Origin of the sequence: Vibrio hepatarius (genome assembly GCF_011806575.1) — a bacterium.
Taxonomy (GTDB): Bacteria; Pseudomonadota; Gammaproteobacteria; order Enterobacterales; family Vibrionaceae; genus Vibrio; species Vibrio hepatarius_A.
Window position 1 is genome coordinate 1 of the sequence record NZ_JAATOO010000037.1, and the last position, 21,014, is coordinate 21,014.

The window sequence follows — 21,014 nt, forward strand, 5'->3', positions numbered from 1 at the left end:
CTGCTTCTGCTTCTGCTTCTGCTTCTGCTTCTGCTTCTGCTTCTGCTTCTGCTTCTGCTTCTGCTTCTGCTTCTGCTAGTTTAGTGTCTGAGTCTGGTTGTATTTCTTCAACGGTTTGCGCGTCTTCAGCTGTTGCTTCTGTTTGATTCTGTTCTTTTTCTTCTACTGGTTGTTTCGCTTGGTCTTCATCACCAAAGCCAAGCCAAGAAAGTAATCCGCGCTTCTTTTTTTCCGTCATCTGGGGCTATCCTAGATTGTCTTATATTTACTTTGGCTCTTTTCCGAGGGCATTGTGCCTATTTAGAAAAGAGAAATGACAACAGAGTGAAAAGTTTCCTGCGTAATAGCGATGGTATACACTCTGTCATCAACGAAATTTGGGCTGTACTCAGAGCTTAATTGCTGAGCGACTGGGTATAGTATCACTTTATTAGCGGTCAAAAAATCTATGGTAAGACGTCGCCAGCAAAACACATCACAAAAAAAGCCATCCAGCGGCTTTGTACGCATCATTAGCGGCTTATGGAGAGGTAGAAAACTGCCTGTCCATGATGCCGAAGGATTACGCCCAACCACTGACCGTGTCAAAGAAACGCTCTTTAACTGGCTAGCGCAAGACGTGCCACGAGCCAAGTGTCTTGACTTGTTTGCCGGTTCAGGAGGCTTAGCATTTGAAGCGGCTTCACGCCAAGCAGAAATGGTGATGCTGATTGAACTCAACCCGCAAGCCTTCAAGCAACTAGAGAAAAACATTGCGGCGCTGAATGCCACCAACCTCAAAGCTGTCAACACCGATGCATTGAGTTTTCTCAAGCAACCGGGAGAGCCACAACACGTGGTATTTATCGACCCACCTTTCAGAAAAGGCTTACTGACAGAAACAGTTACGCTTTTGGAACAAAATGGTTGGCTTGCCGATGACGCTATGATTTATATTGAGACAGAGAAAGAACTAGCGCTGGAAGGTATCCCAGCTCACTGGCATCTACACCGCGAAAAGACCGCTGGGCAAGTCTGCTATCGCCTATTTGAACGACAAAAAATCTAATTAGGAAGTCGCAATGAAAGCATTACTGTTATTGGCAAAAGCCGCAATTGGCTTTGTTTGGCTGGTATTACTCTTAAACATCTTTATGCCGTTTCCGGGCAAAGCAGCTATCGCGCTCTACATTATGGCGGCTTTCCTGTTCATTATGCACGGCTTACAGATGCTGATCTTTGTTGGCGCGTTTGGCGATAAAGTCAAAATGAGCAGTTGGGAGAAGTGGTCGATTCTCATCTTCGGCATTTTTTCCCTACTCGATATCCGCCGTAAACATATGATGTAAGACACTCTTTATCACAATAAAAAACGCCGCTCCTATGAGCGGCGTTTTTTGTTTTATTAGCCAATGTAGCTTTTGACACCATCAAGGAACATTTGTGTCGATATCATAATCAGCAGTAGTCCCATCAAACGTTCCACCGCCTTTAAGCCTCGCTCACCGAGAATGCGATGGAAGAAGCTGTAGAACATCAAGATAATGAAGGTCGTCCCCCACGCCAACAGGACGGCACCAGACAGTTCGATTAGCTTGTCAGGATGTTGGCTGGAAAGCAGTAACAGCGCTGCCAATACCGAAGGACCCGCGATCATCGGAATTGCCATCGGTACAATAAACGGCTCTTCACCTGCCGCTAACCCGGTAATGCTACCCGCACTTGGGAAAATCATCTTAATCGCGATAATAAACAGGATGATACCACCAGAAATACTCAAGGTTTCCGGCTGTACATGTAAAAAGTTCATGATGCTCTTACCTGCAAATAAGAACAGCATCAGAATGCCTAAGGCAAAAAATAGCTCGCGAATTAGAACCTTACGTCTACGTTTTGGATCTAAGTGCTTAAGGATGGAAAGGACGATAGGAAGATTGCCAAGCGGATCCATGATGAGAAACAACATGGTTGCGGCAGAAAGAATGTCCATTAATTAGCCTCCAAAACAAATAGCACTACTCAGAATGAATAGAAAGTCGGCGAAGTATACCAACACAACTGTACAATTTGGAGGCAAATAAACGCGTTAGTGGCGACAAACTCGCGCGGCGTTGACGGTCCACTTACCGCCAGACAGGATCACTTTCTCGCGTATAACAAAGAATTCCAGTAAAGAATCCAAATCAAACCCTGAAAGTTTACATGTTCTAAAACGTACTTCTTCACCAAATTCGCTATTAATCAACTCTCTAAGCTCGGTTTCACTCATTGGTTGTTCACGTAATAAATCTAAAACCGCATGGGCATGAATTTCTGTTGCCATCGAATTACTCCACTCATCAGTTGATGCTTGGAGATTAAATGTAATCCTCGTGGCTAACCTTGATTTCAGATAATCAAAGTGGCAGTAATCATTGAGTGGGCGAGCAAATAGCTGCCAGAAATCAGGTAACGACCATAAGCAATGGGGTGGCGATAGTCGTGCACGGCCAATAGCACCGCAGATAAGGTGAGTGTTAGCGTACCGAGAAAACCGACGAGACTCGCGGTGGTACCGGTAAATAACCACACTTCTCCTGCTGCCCAGTTAAGCTGCAGCAGCATCATTCCCATGATCACGACGGGGAAAAGTAATTTGTCGATCTTAGGCAACATCAGAAAGAACACGACGATACCGATCGCCAACAACATCGCTGGTAGCCACCAAACGATTTCACCTGAAAGTTGCGTCCAGAAAGAAGTGCTGTAACAAAGCTGACCGGCAATGTAAGAAGCAAAACAGAGTTTTTTCTGTCTATTAAGGATGTAGAGATTATCAGCGAGCAGAGAGATCAGTAAACCCAACGTGATCCACCAAGCAGACAGCCCGAGTGACGTGCCTTGACTCCAAAGCATCACCACCAGCATCAACATCGACAATGTTTTAAACGCTGCAGCTTGTTTGTTTTGATTGCTTTCACTAGCAGAAATACTAATAAAACCTGACAACGCGACTGAAAGCCAGCTCCACATGAGATCACCTCTTTTAAACTGAGTCGCCAGTGTATGGAGGGCTTGCCAGAAGTCCAGAGTAGAAAAGCAAAACTTGGATCTTGATTATGCTTCTGCAGCCTAGCTAAACAGTACAACAAAATTGACAAGGCGCGTTGAGATGCCGTTGGCTTATACTGGCCAACCTCAGCAAACAAAGAGAAACACCCTCTACAGCCACTCAAGATCACCTACAACCCAAAAAGCCAATCACACAAAAATACAGAAACCAACAATCAATAATTAAGCCATTAAAAACAACAAGATAAGCAAAATACAAATCTAAGAATGAACATTCAAACCGTTTAAAACACTCATAATTCTCACTCGACACCTAGAAACTCAAATACCACTTCTAAGAAAAATTCTCATCCAATGAAAATACCGCCAAAAAATCAAAGTAAAACTAGGATATAAGCCATATCACAATGATAAGCACCAAAAACACAAAGAACAAATTAACAACACTATCAAAACAACATTATACCCATTAAAATACAATAACTTACAAACAACAATATAAGTTTAGAGCATATATTAGACAGATTAAAACCGACAAAAAAAGCAAAAAACTAACACCATTACGTGTAAAATCATTGTCAGTAAGATGAAATTTTAGTGCCATTTTAAAAGAATCACTTGATCAAAGCCCAAAAACACTGCTATTCTAATTTACATAGATTGAAACATCACTTTAAAGGAGCAGTGTTATGATTACTTCATCTCAAAAACAAGGACTTGTAATGATCGCGGTTGTTGTTGGCCTAATGACGCTGCCGATGATGTACTAATACAAGACTAAGAAAACAAAAAGGGACGCTAATGCGTCCCTTTTTGTTTTTCAGCAGATTTTTCGTACAAAACACGCCTAAGACATAGACGCATTTCTAATTTTTGCACAATACGTAAAAGCCATAGTTTTGATCGCTTTCTATAGATGAGACGACAAAACATCCCAATGAGCGTAATAAAAGAATAATGCTGCTATCGTGATCAACGTCATCAAAGCAATCGCAGCCCGCCATACAAAGCGACTACTACGTGGTGTCAGCTCTTTTTCACATTCATCGCAAACACGCAAAAAGTCTTTTCTGTTTTCTAACTTATACTCATGTTCGTGTACGATCTTATTTCTAATCGTCGCTATAAAGCGCAGCTTACTGATAACATCATGAGGTAAACGCTCTTCACAGCTCGTAATCAACTGATGCAGCCCTTTGCCTTCTGCGTGGTACTGAGTGCGAAGCAGGCTTTCTATTTTCCTCGTTCGCATGACCACTCTTTCGATATCAGACATAGTTTACCTCCACATTGGTAAGTTTAGGGGTCTATGAAGGGCTAATCCAACTTCGGTATCCATTCCCATTAACTTATTGTCAAACCTGAATTAAAACCGCGACAACCAAGCGCTATTAAGGAACCTCTTTCTTAAGGCTACTTTTGCGCTACCTCGCAATACAATTAAATTAATGTATAGGAATCAACAACTAGCTATATTAGCTTACTGACAATTTTCCTTCACCCATGTGACTTGTCTCTAAGAAATTCATCAAGGTTCATACTGTGCTATCACACAATTGCGCTAACCCGTCTTTCCGCAGCAAATTAGAGCTAAAATACTCGGGGGTAACAAGGAGGACTCATCATGCCTATCTCATTGGTTGTCGCGATATTGGTGTTTATCTTATTAAGCGCATGGGCGTTTAATCGTTTTTTTCAGAAACACATTCAAGGTGTCGGCGCGCCAGAACAAACCGCTGAAGTCACTGTACTAGATAAGCAGACAATTGAAGTTGAGGACGCAGCACCAGGGCAAGACGATCACGAGTACTGGATTTACGTGCAGAAGGGCCGTTTAGGTCCAAAGAGAGAGTTTCAGGTGGGTGTGCACTACTTTCATGCACTAAATCCCGGAGACAGAGGAACTCTTACCTATCAAGGCAACAAGTTCCTCCACTTTGCAATCAAGCATTAAGGTAACAACCAACGAGTTTTGCTCGAGCGAGACAGCAGCCAACTGACCGCCAACGAGCCTACGCCACTAAGTACAATCCAAACAGGGATAACCCAAGCGGGATGTCCCTGATACCAAGCAAACTCTTTCATCGGCCACAAAAAGATTGGATGCAGTAGGTAGATACCCAAACTGTGCTGACTAATCAGACTGATCACTTTCATCGCCGCAGGACCGACTTTATCGGCAACAAAGCGACAAACAACAAAAATCATGCTGGCGACCAACACCACATTCAGCGTCTTGTACGATAGCCATCGGCCCACGGTGTATTCTCCCGCAGATAAGCTCCCACTGACCACCATATAGACAGTGGTCACCAACGCCCCACCACCTAATAGCACAAAACTCCATAATGTCGTCTTATCTAGTGGCAGCTTTTTCCACAATAAGTAACCCAGCGGTAAATAACCACTGTATAGCCAAAGTTCGTTATCCCAAGGCCCAGCGACTCTAAATAGGTATAGCAAGGTCGTAATCAACCAAACCGTGACGAATCCGTAGAGCAGATTCAGTTTGTCGTTTTTGACTATCCACTGGAATAGCGGCATAACAAAATAGAGCGGTATGAAGTAATAGAAGAACCCCAAGTGGTAATACGTTTCATGGGAAGGGCTATTTTTTAGCACATCCAACGCTGTAGTACCGTCAAAGCCAGTCGCAGTCCAACCGGATAAATACGCGTAGAACAACGACCAGATAAGAAACGGAACCAACACCTTACCAAGCCGTCTTTTTACGTAATAGCCCAACTCAAATGGCCGCTTATCACTGAGCATCAACGCGCCAGAGATGAGAATAAACACAGGGACAGCCCAGCGAGTTACGCTGTTGGTCGCCACGGCGGTAAACCATTGGTCAAACGGGATATTCCCTAACTCGTATCGATATGGCGCCAGTACGTGAATCGCGATCACCGCGACTGCGGCAACACAGCGTAATAAATCAAAAAATAGAACTCGCTCTCTCATCGTTGCACCTTTTTCATTAAACTTGATGACTATAGCAACAAAAAAGCTGACACAAGTGTGGGCTTGGTCAGCTTTTAGTCATAATAACACCATGATGTGTATGGATATTATGCTTTGGCGGTCTGGGTAGTTTTTGGCAAACGTATCGAGATAAGCGTGGTTATCGCCAAGAACGCGAACGAAACCCACAAGCACGCCGCCAGTCCCGCAATTTGGAATATCCAACCCGATAGAATCGTTCCGATTAAGCGTCCCATCGCGTTGGCCATGTAATAGAAACCGACATCGAGCGATACACCGTCGCCTTTCGCGTAGCTAACAATCAAGTAGGAATGTAGCGACGAATTCACCGCAAACACCGCACCGAAAATCATCAGACCAACCACAATCACCAACTCAGGTTGCCAGCCAATTTGCACCGCATAAGCAATAACTGCCGTGATCAGTGCTAGTAGTCCCGCCCACCATAAAGCAGCACTACCATCAGGAACTTTCCCCTGAGCCTTGCCAGTAATCTTGGGCGCTATTCCCTGTACAAACCCGTAAGCAATCACCCAAGTGGCAAGAAACCCGCCGACCCACAAGTGGTCCCAACCAAAGACACTGCCGAGATAAACGGGCAACGCAACCACAAACCATACGTCACGTGCGCCAAACAAAAACATACGCGCCGCAGAGAGGATGTTGATCGAACTCGATTTCGAAAAAATCTGGTTAAACTTAGGTTTATCCTTGGCTTTACCCATGTTGCTTTCAAGACCGAGTACACTGCCGATAAACACCAGAGTTAGCACCGCCGCCATCAGTAACACCGCAGACTTAAAACCCACCAGCGACAGCAGTAATCCGCCGACAAAGAACCCTGCCCCTTTGAGCGCGTTCTTCGAACCGGTTAGGATCGCAATCCACTTGTATAAAGCGCCTTGCTGCTCATCCGGTACCAAGGTTTTAATCGAACTTTTGGCACTCATCTTGTTGAGGTCTTTTGCAATCCCAGATAAGGCTTGCGCTGCCATCACCCAAGGGATCGTCAACCATACATTGGGGACCGCCAGCATGATTAAGGCGACGATCTGCATCGCCAAGCCCAGATTCATGGTCTTATTCAGCCCAAGACGTGCCCCCAACCAGCCCCCGATAAGGTTAGTCACCACACCAAAAAATTCATAGAACAGAAACAACGAGGCAATTTCTAAAGTGCTGTAACCAAGGTCATGAAAATAGAGCACAACCAGCATACGCAGCGCGCCATCGGTAATGGTGAAGTTCCAGTAATTGAAAGTCACCAGCATGTACTGACGAACACTTTTACTTAGATGTGAGAACATGATTTCCTGCTTTCCGTGTGCCGTAGACAGAGCTTTTGGACAGCCATGTTCCAAAAGCTCTAAACGCGACTATTTGTCCGCAACTTGCTTGATGTAATCGACTTGCACCGACTTAGTAAATGCCCCCGGACGGAGCGCTTGTACTTCACGCACGATGTCATCCAGTTGCCATTGTTTCTCTAGTAGAAAGTGAGCAGCCAGCAAACCAGTACGGCCAGAGCCACCCATGCAATGCATCGCAACTTTGCCACCTTGTGCGATCACTTGATGCAGTTCAGGGCTCGCTTGTTGCCATTTCGCCGCAAACTCATCACCCGGCGCACAATCATCTTCGATCTCGATCTGGAACCATTTCATGCCCAATTGCTGCGCTTTTTCGCCCAGCTCAGCAACACCTTTACTCGCCAACTCACTTTCATCTAGCGCGGTGACAATCGCCGCGACGCCTTGTTGCTTTAACTGCGTCAATGACGTGTCTAAGTCAGCGTCTTTGGTACCAGGACACGGAGTAAGTACTAACGCACCAGCGTCTACGTTTAATTGCCATGTAGGATGTGTCATTGCTTGTCTCCTTACGCCAGACCGACTTTACGAACCAGTTCCGCGGTGCGTGTCGCGTAACCCATTTCATTGTCGTACCACGCGTAAATCTTCACCATACGAGTGCCTACCACCATGGTTGACTGCGCATCGACGATGGTTGAACGTTGGTCACCTTTGTAATCGATTGACACCAGTGGACGCTCTTCAAAACCCAAAATGCCCTTCAGTTCACCTTGTGCCGCCTCTTTAAGCAGCGCGTTCACTTCTTCTGCTGTGGTATCACGTTTCACGTCAAAGATAATGTCCGTCAACGACGCATTCGCCAACGGCACACGCACTGCGTGACCATTGATCTTACCTTTCAGCTCAGGGAAGATTTCTACGATCGCGGTCGCTGAACCCGTCGTGGTTGGAATTAAGCTCATGCCACATGCGCGAGCACGGCGCAGGTCTTTGTGTGGCGCGTCCAAAATCGTTTGAGTGTTAGTTAGGTCGTGGATAGTGGTGAAGGACGACTGCTCAATGCCTAGTTTTTCGTGGATAACTTTCACCACAGGCGCGATACAGTTGGTGGTACAAGACGCCGCAGTCACGATTTGATGAATAGCAGGGTCGAAAATTTCATCATTCACACCAACAACGATGTTCGCAATCCCTTCTTCTTTGACGGGTGCAGATACCACCACACGTTTGACGCCTTGCGCCAAATATTGGTTAAGGAACGAAGTTTTACGATGCACGCCTGTCGCTTCAATCACAACGTCGCAGCCAGACCAATCAACCGCGCCGATGTCTTTCTCTTGGCTGGTTTTGAGCACTTGGCCGTTAATGACAATCTCATTGCCTTCTGCTCGCACTTCGTGGTGCCAGCGACCTTGCACCGAATCAAACTCAAGTAAATGCGCCAGTGTCGCTGCGTCACCCGCAACGTCGTTAATCTGTACAAACTCTAGCTCTTGCCAGTCAAATGCTGCGCGCAGTGCTAAACGTCCAATACGGCCAAAACCGTTGATCCCTACTTTGATTGTCATCGTTCTATCTCTTTAATTTCTATTAATACGTTTACAATTATTGGCAACACACAGGACGCGCCTGCATGGTGTGAAGTCGTTGGATATCTAACCGATATTCGGTTTTGAGGCAGTTCGACGCCACCAAGTCGTCGATGAGTTTACGCATCCAGCCTGGTAAATCTGCCGCCAGTCGGTAAAACACCCATTGCCCTTGGCGTACATCCACCAGCACACCACTCGAACGCAACTGGGCAAGGTGGCGTGAAATTTTTGGCTGGCTCTCTTGCAGCGCTTCGGTCAATTCGCCGACCGATAGGCACTCCTCGCGCACAATCAGCATCAGGCAACGCACGCGGGTTTCATCAGAAAGCAATTTGAAAAACTGGTGAGGTAACATAAAACATACTCATATATGGATATGCGTATATATTTATCTGTCAGACAGAAAAGATCAAGCCGCGCTGGCGACTGTCACGAAAAGTTCACAGAGAAAATGAGATAAATAGTCCCGAACGGAGGTTAGTTAAGGCGGTTGACGCTTTGGCTCCAGCGCTGCGCTTCAGAGATTTGCAGCATCACGTCTTCAACCGACAAATTCAATTGACTACACGCTTGCTGCAGGCCGCCCCAGTCAGCACGCTCATAACACTCGCCCGCGCTGAGCAGCACACCAAACGGCCCTTTTCGTTCCAGCAGAGCCATCTTAATGCAGTCAGACAGCGGCAATTGCGCCACGACATCGTCGAGTGAAATATCCAACAACGCATCCAACATCGAGAACAATCCGATCAGAAACGCTTGGTCTCGCTGCTGGCTAAAAGCCTGATATTGCGACATTAATTGGCACAACTGCGCGCGTTGAAGTGAGAGCGTATACAGCTCTGGCGGCTTATTGGAAGAGATAAACGAAGCAATCGCCAAAGAGACAAACATCTTGAGTTTGTCTTGGCCTAGATAAATCAGCGCCTGACGAAACGAAGAGATCGACACTTCTAAGCGGTCAGACATCGAGTTGACAAAGCGCAGCAGTTTGTACGATAGCGAAATGTCACGGGCTATAATTCGCTCGATCTTGATAAAGTCGACATCAGGACGGCACACTTCGCGGAACAATTCCATCGCGATAACTTGCTCTGGTCCCAAATAACGCTGCTTGGTCAATTGAGGCTTACTAAAGAAGAATCCTTGGAAGAAGCTAAAGCCCGCAGAACGCGCGGCAAGGAACTCTTCTTCGGTCTCGACTCGCTCGGCCAAATAGCGGCGATTGCCCCCTTTGGCCAGTAAAGCTTTTACTGTTTGGCAAGCGGAGTCTAAACCCAATGCCATGATGTCCAGCTTGACGATGTGTACCAAAGGTAAAAAACGCTCCCACTCTGGGGTATAGACGAAATCATCCAGCGCGATCAGGTAACCCGCAGCATTAATTTCCTTTAGCGCCTCAAACAACTCGTCGTTGGGGATACAGGTTTCCAATACCTCAATCACCACTTTGTCTTTGGGCAAAACCAGCGGAAGCCGGTGCAGTATGCTTTCGTGCGGAAAATTGATAAAACAGCGCGAATTCTGTCGAATTGGATTGGTACCGATCGACAGGAAGTTTTCAACAATCAGGCGGTAAGTAGCGCGATTTAAGTCGATATGGCTAGGATAGGCATTATTTTCGCCGTCACGAAATAGCAACTCGTACCCTAGGGTTTGTCGCTTAGCATTGAGAATCGGCTGTCGAGCCACATAGGTGTCGCGCATCGATTGCTGCATGAGCAGGTTACGCCTTCGCCGTCGCTAGTAAGGCGCCACAACCGACAAACATCGAACCAAAAACTTTGTTAATTTTGCTCATCACTTGCTCCGAGCGGATAAAACGCCCCATTTGTGATGCCAAAGAGGTGTAACCCAGCATCACCATCGCATCAATCACCACCGTCGTTACGCCCAAAACCAACAGCTGTGTCACTTGGTTTTGGGTTGGATCGATAAACTGTGGGAAAAGCGCGACCAGAAACACGATCGATTTAGGGTTAGTCAGGTTAATCAATACCGCGTTTTTCATCAAGGTCAAACCCGATAACGAATCATCCGTTGACGCCATAGATAAACTGCCGCGATCACGCCATTTTTGAATCCCAAGCCAAACCAGATAAGCTGCACCGACCCATTTGATGATACTGAACGCGAGTGCGGACTGAGCCACTAAAGCACCGATGCCCGCACCAACGAGAATAATATGGATCGAGAGACCAATTTGCAGACCAGCGATTGCCGCCAGTGATTTACGCGTACCATAGCTTAGACCGTTACTGATCGAATTCACCGTTCCAGAACCCGGTGCTAAGCTAAATACAACCGCAGTCACTAAATACGCTAACCAAACATGAATATCCATTGTGTTTCCTCTCGACTAACGCGTGTTAGACTCACATAATCTAGTTTTGTATCAGAATAAGAACTCTTTGGGTTATCTTCAATCATGAATATTTCGAGTTCCGCTATTATTGCCCCTTATACTCAAGAGACAAATTTTGAGCAAGCCATCGATGGAGAAATCGGTCATTTTTGGCAATCTCGCGAAGAAGGCTTCTTTAAATCGTTCGATAAAAAGAAGTTGTTCTGGGTTAAGTTGACCAAACCAGAACACACCAAAGCCATCGTGGTCGTCAACGGCCGAATCGAGTGCAGTTGGAAATACCAAGAGCTTTTCTACGACCTGTTTAATCAGGGTTATGACATCTATTCTTACGACCATCGCGGTCAAGGGTTATCAGACCGTCTTATCGACGACAAAGAAATGGGTTACGTCGAAGAATTCGAAGATTACGTCGAAGACTTGAAACTGCTGGTTGACCACTTTGACTTGGAGCGCTACCAGAGCCGCTACATACTCGCCCATTCAATGGGAGGCAACATTGCCACGCGCTATATCCAAACCCAGCCACAACACCCTTTTCAAGCAATTGCACTGAGCGCACCAATGTTTGGCGTCAATCTGCCTTGGCACCTAAAGCCAGTGGCAGCGATGCTCGGTCAATTGCTGACAATGTATCACCCTAAACCAACCTTTGCGCCTGGTCAGGTCGCCTATTTCCCAAAACCTTTCGATGGTAACTTTTTAAGCCAAAGTTCTGCACGTTATCATTGGTTTCGCGATTTATACGAACAAAGACCAGAATTTAAGATAGGTGGAGCAAGCACTCGCTGGGTTTGGCAAGGGTTGATGTCAGCCAAAAAATGCTTGCTGATGACCCGCCAGGTCAAAATCCCTTTGTTGTTATTGCAAGCCAGCGAAGACCGTATCGTTTCCAACCTGCACCAAATTAAGTTCATCAAAAAGTTGGCGAAAACCAACCAAGAGTGCGCGCTAAAGATCGTTTACGGCGCACGCCACGAATTGCTGTTTGAAGCGGACGAACACCGTAATCAAGCGCTGGATACAATAATCACTTTCTTTCATAATTCGCAATCCTCAAAATAGGAAAATGTAGAGGGTGATCTTTACCCTCTTTTTCCTCCTTTCCTTCAAGTAAACTATGTCGTCTACCCTGATTGGGTTGAACTACGCACTGTTACGAGGGTGATATGACCGAAACACGCAAAGAAACGCCATTCCGCATTGTTGCTTCAGATCTTGATGGCACGCTACTGGCACCAAACCACCAGCTAAGTGACTTTTCCAAACAAACGCTGAAAGAACTGCACGACAAAGGCTACACCTTCATATTTGCGACGGGCCGTCACCATGTAGATGTGGCAGGTATTCGCGAAATTGCGGGCATTCCAGCGTACATGATCACATCAAACGGCGCCCGCGTTCACGACCAGAACGACCAACTGATGTACAGCAAAAACGTACCAGAAGAGTTGGTTCAGCCAGTGATCGATGTGATCCGTCACGATCCAGAGATCTACATCCATCTCTACCAAGATGAACAATGGTTGATGGACCGCGACGACGAAGTGTTAGCAAAATTCCACAGCGAATCTGGCTTTACTTACACTCGTTTCAACGCCAGCAACGCACCGACGAATGGCATTGCCAAAGTCTTCTTTACCCACCCAAAACACGACCACGAACACTTGGTGCAATATGAGAACCAGTTGCGTGAGAAGTTCGGCGACCAACTGAATATCGCATTTTCAACGCCTTGGTGTTTAGAAGTCATGGCTGCGGACGTATCAAAAGGGGATGCGCTGGACGCGGTGGCTAAGTCGCTCGGTTTCTCTTTGGAAAACTGCATTGCGTTCGGTGACGGTATGAACGACGTAGAGATGTTGTCGATGGCGGGTAAAGGTCTGGTGATGGGCACATCGCACCATAAAGTGAAAGCCGCGCTACCTAACAACGAAGTGATCGGCAGCAACGAAGAAGACGCCGTGGCGCAATATCTGCACACGCACTTATTCTAAAGCCTCGTCGAAACACTAAGGGCAGCCTATCGCTGCCCTTTTTTATCGCTGGCTCGGGAGTTTCTCTTTATCGAGGATCGCCTGCCACTCGCTGTCACTTACCGGCATAATCGAAAGGCGATTGCCGCGTTTTACCAATGGCATGTTCTCTAGTTCCGGCATCGCCTTGAGTACCGAAAGCGGAATCAATCGCTCCGTTTTGCGCACAAACTCGATGTCCACCATCACCCAACGCGGATTCTCTGGTGTCGACTTCGGGTCGTAGTAGTCGCTTTCTGGGTCGAACGCAAAATGGTCGGGATAGGCTTGTTTAATCACCTTCGCAATTCCAGCAACACCGACTTTCTTACACGATGAGTGGTAAATCAGTACTAAATCGCCTTCTTTCACCTCATCTCGCATCATGTTTCTTGCTTGATAATTGCGTACTCCTTCCCAACATGAGGTTGACTGTGTGCGTAGCGTGTCAATTGAGAAGGTGTCAGGTTCTGTTTTAAATAGCCAATATGCCATAATGCTTCCGATAACATTCTAGGGTCTATAGAGGAGATATAACATGAAGGCGTTACAAAACCCAGTCGCACTGGCTACTTTGCTCGCTCTCCAGGCGTGTTCCAGCTCCACAACGAATGTAGAAACGCCTCCTGCAGAGCCACAGGCAACACTTGACCAGCCAAAGTCGGTCGTCGCGCAGACTTTTGTCATGCGTGGCCAAGTCGTGCTGGGCAACGAAGTGCGTTCTATCACACCTTGTGGCAGTCAGAATCAATACTGGCTAGATCTTCCTCAAGACCGTTTCCAGCAAGGACTGACTCTAGTCCGCGGACCATACGAGCCGCTTTATGGTGAAGTAATTGGCCATTTGGAAGCACCAAGCAAAGACGGTTTCTCGTCAGACTACAAAGCACGCTTTGTCGTTGACCACATCAATGTGCTCTCCGCTGAAAATCCGAATCGATGCGACCTAGCAGAGAAACCGACGCACGCATTTGGTGTTGAACCGTCTTGGTCGGTCAAGTTTGCTAAAAACCAATTAGTGTTTGAGCAGTTTGGTGCAGAAAAGCAACCACTGACGATCGAATCAAGCCGAATTGAAAGCGATCGTAGACGCTACCAGTTTGCTGGCGGCAGCTTAGACATGAAACAACAAAGCTGTGTCGATGGGATGAGTGACAGCTTGTACGGCTGGAGTGCGACCTTTAAGCTCAATAACAAGACTTATCACGGCTGCGCTACGCTGTCGAATCGTGATGCCACCCAGAATTGGGCAGCCACGTATCAAGCGCAATCAACACAGAACACGCCTTTTAGCGTCACGATGACGCTTAATCCCGACCACTCAGCCAATACCACATACAGCTACCAGAACGGCGAAGCGGATACAGTCGAACGAGGATACTGGCAACAGCTCAACCCAAACCAAGTTCAGGTCGCCAATACCCTGCTACAAAATCAGCCACTTAACTCAGAGCGTATCTACACACGCGATGGCTACCAGCTGACCGCCAAGAAAGAAAAAGTCGGCGACGTAATCTATGAGATCGCTGACGGCGGCATTACGCTGTTCAAGACCAAACAAACACTGACTGAGTCCGTCTCTTCGCCTACGACTCGAACGCTCGAAGCAGGCAAAGTGGCCTCCAGCGCCGAGTTTAATCCACAAGTCGATAAAACCCTGCGCGAGTACTTCCGACTGCACAAGACCGATCCAACGGGTACGCGCTACCGTTGGTTGACGTACGACCTCAACGGGGATGGCAACGAAGAGCTACTGGCACAACTGGATTGGTGCGGCTCTGGCGGCTGTACACTACTGATATTTGAAAACCACCAGCAAAAATGGCGCTTCAACAGTCGTATCACTTTAGTACGTACGCCAATCAACTTAGGCACCCAAGCCCACGACGGATGGCAAGACCTGATCCTGTTTGTCAGCGGTGGCGGCGCGGTACCAAACCAGCATGTGCTTAAACATAACAGCATCAGTTATCCGCAGAATCCAAGTGTGGCACCGACGGCCAATTACGATGAAATCAGTCAAGTGCAGCTATTTTCGGATGGATTAACCCCACATCAGGGCGGAGTCACACTATAAATGTCTGATAACGCTCAATGTCCGGATTGCGGACTGAAGTTCAACTGCGTATGCACACAACTACCGACGGTGACCGTCGCCGCGCATTTTGCGCTGTTGACGCACGAGAACGAACTCAGTCGTGATACCAATACCGGGCAATGGTTGCTCAAAGCGGTATCGTCATCGAGTAAGCACATTTGGCATCGTAAACAACCGTGTCCCGCATTAATGCGCTTGCTCAATGACGAAAACTATGCGGCCTACTTACTGTTTCCCGGTAATGAGAGTGTGTCTGTGGCAACTGCTCAGCAGACCAGCCTTGCAGACAACAAGCAGCCGCTGTTTATTGTTTTGGATGGGACTTGGCAGGAAGCTAAGAAAATGCTGCGTAAAAGCACTTGGCTACAATCGTTGCCATTGGTGCACATAAACCCACAGCAAGAGTCTCAGTACCAGTTGCGGCGCAATCAAGCTGCAGGGCACCTGTGCACGTTAGAAGTCGGCGCAGAAGTGATTCGTGAACTGGGGAATGAGCAAGATTCAGCGAGTTTACGGACCTTCTTTAGCCACTATATGAACGTCTTTCAAGCCGATAAAAGTGGTCATCGGTATACTGGCGAGCAGTTTAGCGCTCAATAAGACGCAGTAAGTCGGCCAACTGGCTGACTTCTGCATCAGGCAGCACTTTAGTTTTTGGGTGATCGAAGAGGGTTTGCTGATCGCCATTGAACCAACATGCAGAAAAGCCGCTGTTCTTTGCGCCTAACACGTCGGTCACCAAGTGATCACCGACGTGCAGAATCGATTCTGTAGGCAGCGCTAAGTGCTGCGCCGCTTTTTGAAACAGATCCGGATGAGGTTTTGCGTAGCCGTCTGGTCCTGCTTTTAGCACCAACGAGAAATACCCATCAAGGCCGATTCTTTCGACATCGACGTTACCGTTGGTGATCGCCACTAAAGGCAGTCGCTCGGCGAGCAGTGTTAAAACGCGATGTGCTTCATCGGGTACGGTAAAGTCACTACGCAGTCGCAGCACTTCTTCAATCGCATCGTCTGCCGCACGCTTGGCTTGGTCATCTTCATAGCCTAACAGGGTCAAGCCATGTTCAATTTGTCGATGACGCCACAAGGTGACGTCATTGAGCAGCCAATCGTCTTCCCTAGCCACCTGACGCTTAATCTGATTCCACCAGCGATGAGGCTGAGTCGCAGAGATCGGATGATACTTATGCAGCCACGCCGCCATACTCGCTTCCACTTGACGGATAACTGGACGATTATCGTAAAGCGTATCGTCTAGGTCGAAAGTCATCGCCTTGATTGGCGCTAGGTGGCGATAAAACTGCATCAGTTATTTCCTTTCTTTCTCGCTCTTGGGTGCGCTTGGTCATACACCTCAGCTAAGTGTTGAAAATCCAAGTGGGTGTAGATTTGGGTGGTTGAGATGTTCTCATGCCCCAGCAGCTCTTGAACCGCACGCAAATTGTTGCTCGACTCCAACATGTGGGTGGCAAATGAGTGGCGCAACTTGTGCGGGCTAATATGGCTGGCGACCGATTGTTTTTGTCCCCATTCCGCCATTCGCTTTTGTACGTTGCGGTGGGAGATACGCACACCGAGCTTGGAAACAAACAACGCAGGCTCATCGGGATTGGCCAAGCTAGCACGAACTTTGAGCCATTTGGCGACCCATTCCGCAGCCATGCCTGAAAACGGTACTTTACGCTCTTTGTCACCTTTACCAACCACACGCAATTCACCGGACGACAAGCCAACGTCTTTAACGTTCACGCTGACCATTTCCGCCAAACGCAAACCCGCGCCGTACATCAGTTCCATCATCGCCCGGTCTCGCACCGAAAGTGGATCGTCTTCATTCACTTCCAACAATTGACCGACTTCATCCACATCAAGGTTTTTCGGTAAAGGACGCTTTTTGCGTGGCGCGGAAACCCCTTTGGCTGGGTTTGCATTCATCTCTCCGCGCAATATCAGAAAGTCGAAAAAGCTGCGTAGTGACGACAAACGCGTGGCCAAACTGCTCGCTTTCATACCATCACGCATGCCTTTACTGGCAAGTTGGCGTACCCAACCCGCGTCCACTTGCGACCAATCTTTGATCCCTAAGTGAGCTAAGTGCTGCGCCATGGTTTCGAGCTGTTGTTTGTAGTTACGTTGGGTGTGCAAACTCAGCCCCTTTTCGCTTCTTAGATATTCATAGAAGCGTTCTAGGGGCCGTTGAAGACTGTTAGGCAGAGGTATTGCTGATTCGTTCATCGTCTTCGTTTTGCCATGGCAAGAATTCAATTAGATGGGAAAGTACCAGCGCCAAATGACGCAAGAACAAGGTATCCATATGCGGTTGGAAATGACCACCGTCGGTACTCGAAAACGCTAAAATACCTTGCAACGCTTTCCTCTTGAGCGGCAAAACCACATACGACCCCATCTCAGGCGCGCGGTTGTTGTCCCCAAAGATCACGTCACGGTCGACCTTACGCAGACGACCTAGATACGCGCTCTTACCGTTGAGGTGGTTCGTCGCAAAGCGTTGGTAACCCTCTTTGCTCAACTGATAGTAATTTGACTCACTATCGAGCAAGCGCACATACGCCACCAAACCCAACGATTTCGCCATTTCTTCAATCGCTTTGACCGCGGTGAGCAACGAATCACACTGCAAAATATGTTCTTGCAGTCCCATAAACTCGTGAAACGTTCTGTCGTTACTCTTCGCCATCGACATCAAGCTGGTGATCTCTTCTTCCAGCTCTTCAATACGTTGACGCTGACGGTTCATTTGTACATGGACCAATGAAACCGCGCCCTGCTCTTGATGGTTTAACGCCAATCTGTCCACCAGCTCTGGTCGAGAGGTAAAAAAATCAGGGTTATCACGCAGGTATTCAGACACCACCTCAGCGGTCAATGCATCTGCTTCGATGTCAGATACGTTTAATTGTTTTTCCATCACTCTCTAACAGCTTAGCTGACCATCATAAACGTGTGTTGCAGGACCGGTCATAAACAGAGGTTTACCCGGACCTTGCCAGCTGATTTTTAGCGAACCGCCTGGGAGGTTAACCACAACGTCTTCATCCAATAGATCTTGGACAATACCGACCGCAACCGCGCCACACGCACCACTGCCACACGCCTGCGTTTCACCCGCACCACGTTCGTAGACGCGTAAATTAACTTCATTGCGATTAAGCACCTGCATAAAGCCAGCATTTACACGCTCAGGAAAACGCTCATGAGACTCAAGTTGCGGGCCTAGCGCATCAACATCAGTGGTCGCTACGTCATCGACAACAGTCACCACATGTGGGTTACCCATGCTGACGGCACCGCAGAACAAGGTTTTCTCTTCGGTGCGCAAGATGTAGGTTTTCTCCATCTGCTTCGCTTTGAACGGAATCTTATTCGGTTCAAATTCCGGCACACCCATGTTCACCGTGATCTGGTCATCTTCTTCGATGTTGAGGATCATCTTGCCTTTCTTGGTACTCACGCTGATGCTGTACTTATTTGTCAGCCCTTTCATGCGTACAAAGCGGGCAAAACAACGCGCACCATTACCACACTGCTCAACTTCGCTACCGTCAGCGTTAAAGATGCGGTAATGGAAGTCGGTTTCTGGATCGTAAGGCGCTTCAACCACCAGTAGCTGGTCAAAGCCGATTCCGGTATGACGATCCGCCAAGCGACGGATCAAATCCGGTGAGAAAAAAATGTTCTGGGTAATGCAATCCACAACCATGAAGTCATTACCCAAACCATGCATTTTAGAAAAATGGAAATGCATAAAGCTCCAATTACTCCGGCAGAATGTTCTCTAACGCCCATAGACTGGACAGCTCTTCACGTTGACGTACAAGGTGAATTTGCTTGCCATCCACCATCACTTCCGCCACGCGAGCACGAGTGTTGTAGTTCGAAGACATCACAAAACCGTAGGCTCCAGCTGAGCGTACCGCCAGTAAATCGTTCTGCTCAAGTACCAACGCACGGTCTTTACCAAGGAAGTCACCCGTTTCACAGATAGGACCCACCAAATCGTAAGTCACCGCTTCGCCTTGGCGTGGCTTGACCGGAACGATATCTTGCCAAGCTTGATAAAGCGCTGGACGCATCAGGTCATTCATCGCCGCGTCGATAATCGCGAAGTTTTTGTGCTCGGTATGCTTAAGGAATTCCACTTTGGTCAGAAGTACGCCCGCGTTTGCCGCGATCGCACGTCCCGGTTCAAAGATAAGCTCTAGGTCTTGGTGGTTCTCCAGACGGCCAAGCAGCGCTTTCGCGTACTCAGATGGCTCTGGTGGCAGTTCATCGCGATAAACCACGCCTAGGCCACCACCAACATCTAAGTGTTTGATGCGGATGCCTTGAGCTTTAAGATCATCGATCAGTGCCAGTAAACGGTCCGTTGCATCGATGAACGGTTCAATGTCGGTTAACTGCGAACCAATGTGACAGTCGATACCTTTTACATCTAGGTTTTCTAAGCTAGAGGCAAACTTGTACACCTCTGGCGCACGGTCAAACGCGATACCAAACTTGTTATCACGCAGGCCAGTGGAAATATAAGGGTGTGTATTAGCATCAACGTCTGGGTTGATACGCAGTGAAATCGGCGCGATCACACCCAGTTCACCCGCCACTTTGTTTAGACGTTCAAGTTCAGGTTCAGACTCAACGTTGAAACACTTAATACCAAGCTCTAGAGCGCGTTTCATCTCAGCTTCGGTTTTGCCTACACCGGAGAACACCACTTTACTCGCATCGCCACCTGCGGCGATCACGCGTTCAAGTTCACCTGCCGATACGATATCAAAGCCAGAACCCAGTCTTGCTAGTGCATTCAGTACGCCTAAGTTCGAGTTCGCTTTAACCGCATAACACACCAAATGTGGATGCTCGCCAACCGATTTGTCGAAGGCGTGCCAATGGCGCTCTAGAGTCGCTCTCGAATAAACGTAGAGTGGTGTGCCGTACTGCTGAGCCAAATCAGATAATGCGACATCCTCGGCCCAAAGCTGGCCATCATCCTGATAGTTGAAGTAATCCAAAGTGCTTTCCCTTATATTCTGATATTACTTGTTAATTGTTTGAAGGTTGCTCGTTCTGTGGTGCTTCTTCAGGCATATAAAGTGGGCCAGTTTGACCACAGCCAGCCAAGCCAAGAGCCGAAACAATAAACAGAGCTAAGATTGATTTTTTCATAGGTTCAATCGTGATTATTTTTCCAATGCCCCCTATAATCGCACCACACTCAGGAAAAGCAATAGGATAGATAAGATGAACGAGACTGAATTTCATCAGTTGGTAGATGTTCAAATGCAAATCATCGAAGAAATGATTGATGATTCAGGAGCGGACATCGATTACGAAGTGTCTGGCAACGTAATGACACTGGAATTTGAAGACCGTAGTCAAATCATTATCAACCGCCAAGAGCCAATGAAAGAGATCTGGTTGGCGTCAAAATCAGGCGGTTTCCACTTTTCATACCAACAAGAACAATGGATCTGTTCTAAGACGGGCGTAGAGCTGATCGCTATGGTGAAGGAAGAGTGTGAAAAGCACGCTGACGAAGAGATCGAATGGCCTTAAGCCACTCGCTAAAAGACGTTAACAAAAAGGCCATCGTTACGA

At 47.5% G+C, this 21,014-nt stretch carries 26 protein-coding genes and 1 pseudogene; 8 read left to right on the forward strand and 19 right to left on the reverse strand.

Annotated elements, in window-relative coordinates; all coding sequences use genetic code 11:
- Positions 1-238, reverse strand: a pseudogene (locus HCZ42_RS20080) (signal recognition particle-docking protein FtsY); the annotation flags it as partial.
- 210 nt (positions 239-448) lie between these two features.
- Between HCZ42_RS20080 and rsmD the strand changes: the two are divergent.
- Both rsmD and HCZ42_RS20090 read left to right on the forward strand, forming a co-directional pair.
- A complete protein-coding gene (gene rsmD, locus HCZ42_RS20085) occupies positions 449-1,048 on the forward strand; it encodes a 16S rRNA (guanine(966)-N(2))-methyltransferase RsmD (RefSeq protein ID WP_167422478.1) in 600 nt (199 codons plus the stop codon).
- A gap of 13 nt (positions 1,049-1,061) precedes the next feature.
- Positions 1,062-1,328, forward strand: a complete 267-nt coding sequence (locus tag HCZ42_RS20090) for a DUF1145 domain-containing protein (protein ID WP_167422479.1) — start codon at positions 1,062-1,064, stop codon at positions 1,326-1,328.
- A gap of 56 nt (positions 1,329-1,384) precedes the next feature.
- Here the strand turns inward: HCZ42_RS20090 and HCZ42_RS20095 are convergent, their stop codons facing one another.
- The 4 genes from HCZ42_RS20095 to HCZ42_RS20110 all read right to left on the reverse strand — a co-directional run bounded on the left by HCZ42_RS20095 (position 1,385) and on the right by HCZ42_RS20110 (position 4,306).
- The gene (locus HCZ42_RS20095; protein WP_167422480.1) at positions 1,385-1,969 is read right to left on the reverse strand and encodes a YhgN family NAAT transporter; all 585 of its coding nucleotides are present in this window, start codon (positions 1,967-1,969) and stop codon (positions 1,385-1,387) included.
- Between the two features lie 96 nt (positions 1,970-2,065).
- Positions 2,066-2,302: a YecH family metal-binding protein gene (locus tag HCZ42_RS20100; protein ID WP_167422481.1), complete on the reverse strand. Its 237-nt coding sequence runs from the start codon at positions 2,300-2,302 to the stop codon at positions 2,066-2,068.
- A 65-nt stretch (positions 2,303-2,367) separates the two neighbouring features.
- A complete protein-coding gene (locus tag HCZ42_RS20105) occupies positions 2,368-2,991 on the reverse strand; it encodes a lysoplasmalogenase (protein WP_167422482.1) in 624 nt (207 codons plus the stop codon).
- A 949-nt stretch (positions 2,992-3,940) separates the two neighbouring features.
- Positions 3,941-4,306 (reverse strand): DUF4145 domain-containing protein, encoded by a 366-nt coding sequence (locus tag HCZ42_RS20110; RefSeq protein ID WP_167422483.1) that lies wholly within the window; start codon positions 4,304-4,306, stop codon positions 3,941-3,943.
- A 348-nt stretch (positions 4,307-4,654) separates the two neighbouring features.
- Here HCZ42_RS20110 and HCZ42_RS20115 point away from each other — a divergent pair, with 348 nt between their 5' ends.
- Positions 4,655-4,984, forward strand: a complete 330-nt coding sequence (locus tag HCZ42_RS20115) for a DUF2500 domain-containing protein (RefSeq protein ID WP_167422484.1) — start codon at positions 4,655-4,657, stop codon at positions 4,982-4,984.
- Here HCZ42_RS20115 and HCZ42_RS20120 read toward each other — a convergent pair.
- From HCZ42_RS20120 to rhtB, 7 genes are all read right to left on the reverse strand, one after another.
- Complete coding sequence (locus HCZ42_RS20120; RefSeq protein WP_167422485.1) at positions 4,981-5,994, reverse strand: acyltransferase; 1,014 nt, start codon at positions 5,992-5,994, stop codon at positions 4,981-4,983. The two genes, HCZ42_RS20115 and HCZ42_RS20120, sit on opposite strands and share 4 nt — an antisense overlap.
- A 107-nt stretch (positions 5,995-6,101) precedes the next feature.
- Positions 6,102-7,322 carry an organoarsenical effux MFS transporter ArsJ gene (gene arsJ / locus HCZ42_RS20125; RefSeq protein WP_167422486.1) on the reverse strand — a complete coding sequence of 407 codons (1,221 nt, stop codon included), beginning with the start codon at positions 7,320-7,322 and terminating at the stop codon, positions 6,102-6,104.
- 69 nt (positions 7,323-7,391) lie between these two features.
- Entirely contained in the window at positions 7,392-7,883 is a 492-nt protein-coding gene (locus HCZ42_RS20130; RefSeq protein WP_167422487.1) for a cyclin-dependent kinase inhibitor 3 family protein, read from the reverse strand.
- Between the two features lie 11 nt (positions 7,884-7,894).
- On the reverse strand, positions 7,895-8,896 hold the full coding sequence (locus HCZ42_RS20135) for an ArsJ-associated glyceraldehyde-3-phosphate dehydrogenase (protein WP_167422488.1): 1,002 nt from the start codon (positions 8,894-8,896) through the stop codon (positions 7,895-7,897).
- 37 nt (positions 8,897-8,933) lie between these two features.
- Complete coding sequence (locus tag HCZ42_RS20140; protein WP_167422489.1) at positions 8,934-9,275, reverse strand: metalloregulator ArsR/SmtB family transcription factor; 342 nt, start codon at positions 9,273-9,275, stop codon at positions 8,934-8,936.
- Between the two features lie 122 nt (positions 9,276-9,397).
- Positions 9,398-10,624: an EAL and HDOD domain-containing protein gene (locus tag HCZ42_RS20145; protein WP_167422506.1), complete on the reverse strand. Its 1,227-nt coding sequence runs from the start codon at positions 10,622-10,624 to the stop codon at positions 9,398-9,400.
- A 19-nt stretch (positions 10,625-10,643) separates the two neighbouring features.
- Positions 10,644-11,261 carry a homoserine/homoserine lactone efflux protein gene (rhtB, locus tag HCZ42_RS20150; protein WP_167422490.1) on the reverse strand — a complete coding sequence of 206 codons (618 nt, stop codon included), beginning with the start codon at positions 11,259-11,261 and terminating at the stop codon, positions 10,644-10,646.
- Between the two features lie 84 nt (positions 11,262-11,345).
- On the opposite strand from rhtB, the gene HCZ42_RS20155 reads away from it, so the two are divergent.
- Together HCZ42_RS20155 and HCZ42_RS20160 are read left to right on the forward strand one after the other, a co-directional pair.
- Entirely contained in the window at positions 11,346-12,347 is a 1,002-nt protein-coding gene (locus HCZ42_RS20155; protein WP_167422491.1) for an alpha/beta fold hydrolase, read from the forward strand.
- Positions 12,348-12,451: 104 nt separating this feature from the next.
- Positions 12,452-13,279, forward strand: coding sequence for a Cof-type HAD-IIB family hydrolase (locus HCZ42_RS20160; RefSeq protein WP_167422492.1), 828 nt, complete (start codon positions 12,452-12,454; stop codon positions 13,277-13,279).
- 42 nt (positions 13,280-13,321) lie between these two features.
- Here the strand turns inward: HCZ42_RS20160 and HCZ42_RS20165 are convergent, their stop codons facing one another.
- The gene (locus HCZ42_RS20165) at positions 13,322-13,792 is read right to left on the reverse strand and encodes an EVE domain-containing protein (protein WP_053410917.1); all 471 of its coding nucleotides are present in this window, start codon (positions 13,790-13,792) and stop codon (positions 13,322-13,324) included.
- 43 nt (positions 13,793-13,835) lie between these two features.
- Between HCZ42_RS20165 and HCZ42_RS20170 the strand changes: the two genes are divergently transcribed.
- On the forward strand, positions 13,836-15,374 hold the full coding sequence (locus HCZ42_RS20170; protein ID WP_167422493.1) for a COG3650 family protein: 1,539 nt from the start codon (positions 13,836-13,838) through the stop codon (positions 15,372-15,374).
- Complete coding sequence (locus tag HCZ42_RS20175; protein WP_167422494.1) at positions 15,375-15,995, forward strand: tRNA-uridine aminocarboxypropyltransferase; 621 nt, start codon at positions 15,375-15,377, stop codon at positions 15,993-15,995.
- Here HCZ42_RS20175 and yigB read toward each other — a convergent pair.
- The 6 genes from yigB to lptM are packed head-to-tail and all read right to left on the reverse strand — an operon-like array spanning position 15,982 to position 20,582.
- Positions 15,982-16,704 carry a 5-amino-6-(5-phospho-D-ribitylamino)uracil phosphatase YigB gene (gene yigB / locus HCZ42_RS20180; protein ID WP_167422495.1) on the reverse strand — a complete coding sequence of 241 codons (723 nt, stop codon included), beginning with the start codon at positions 16,702-16,704 and terminating at the stop codon, positions 15,982-15,984. The two genes, HCZ42_RS20175 and yigB, sit on opposite strands and share 14 nt — an antisense overlap.
- Positions 16,704-17,633: a tyrosine recombinase XerC gene (gene xerC, locus HCZ42_RS20185; RefSeq protein WP_167422496.1), complete on the reverse strand. Its 930-nt coding sequence runs from the start codon at positions 17,631-17,633 to the stop codon at positions 16,704-16,706. The genes yigB and xerC overlap by 1 nt, the downstream gene beginning before the upstream one ends.
- A complete protein-coding gene (locus HCZ42_RS20190; RefSeq protein WP_167422497.1) occupies positions 17,605-18,327 on the reverse strand; it encodes a DUF484 family protein in 723 nt (240 codons plus the stop codon). The genes xerC and HCZ42_RS20190 overlap by 29 nt, the downstream gene beginning before the upstream one ends.
- A gap of 6 nt (positions 18,328-18,333) precedes the next feature.
- Positions 18,334-19,164 carry a diaminopimelate epimerase gene (dapF, locus tag HCZ42_RS20195; RefSeq protein ID WP_167422498.1) on the reverse strand — a complete coding sequence of 277 codons (831 nt, stop codon included), beginning with the start codon at positions 19,162-19,164 and terminating at the stop codon, positions 18,334-18,336.
- A 10-nt stretch (positions 19,165-19,174) separates the two neighbouring features.
- Positions 19,175-20,428, reverse strand: coding sequence for a diaminopimelate decarboxylase (gene lysA, locus HCZ42_RS20200; RefSeq protein ID WP_167422499.1), 1,254 nt, complete (start codon positions 20,426-20,428; stop codon positions 19,175-19,177).
- 31 nt (positions 20,429-20,459) lie between these two features.
- Positions 20,460-20,582 (reverse strand): LPS translocon maturation chaperone LptM, encoded by a 123-nt coding sequence (lptM, locus tag HCZ42_RS22205; RefSeq protein WP_053410909.1) that lies wholly within the window; start codon positions 20,580-20,582, stop codon positions 20,460-20,462.
- A 75-nt stretch (positions 20,583-20,657) separates the two neighbouring features.
- On the opposite strand from lptM, the gene cyaY reads away from it, so the two are divergent.
- Positions 20,658-20,972 (forward strand): iron donor protein CyaY, encoded by a 315-nt coding sequence (gene cyaY, locus HCZ42_RS20210; protein WP_167422500.1) that lies wholly within the window; start codon positions 20,658-20,660, stop codon positions 20,970-20,972.
- Positions 20,973-21,014 lie beyond the last annotated feature (42 nt).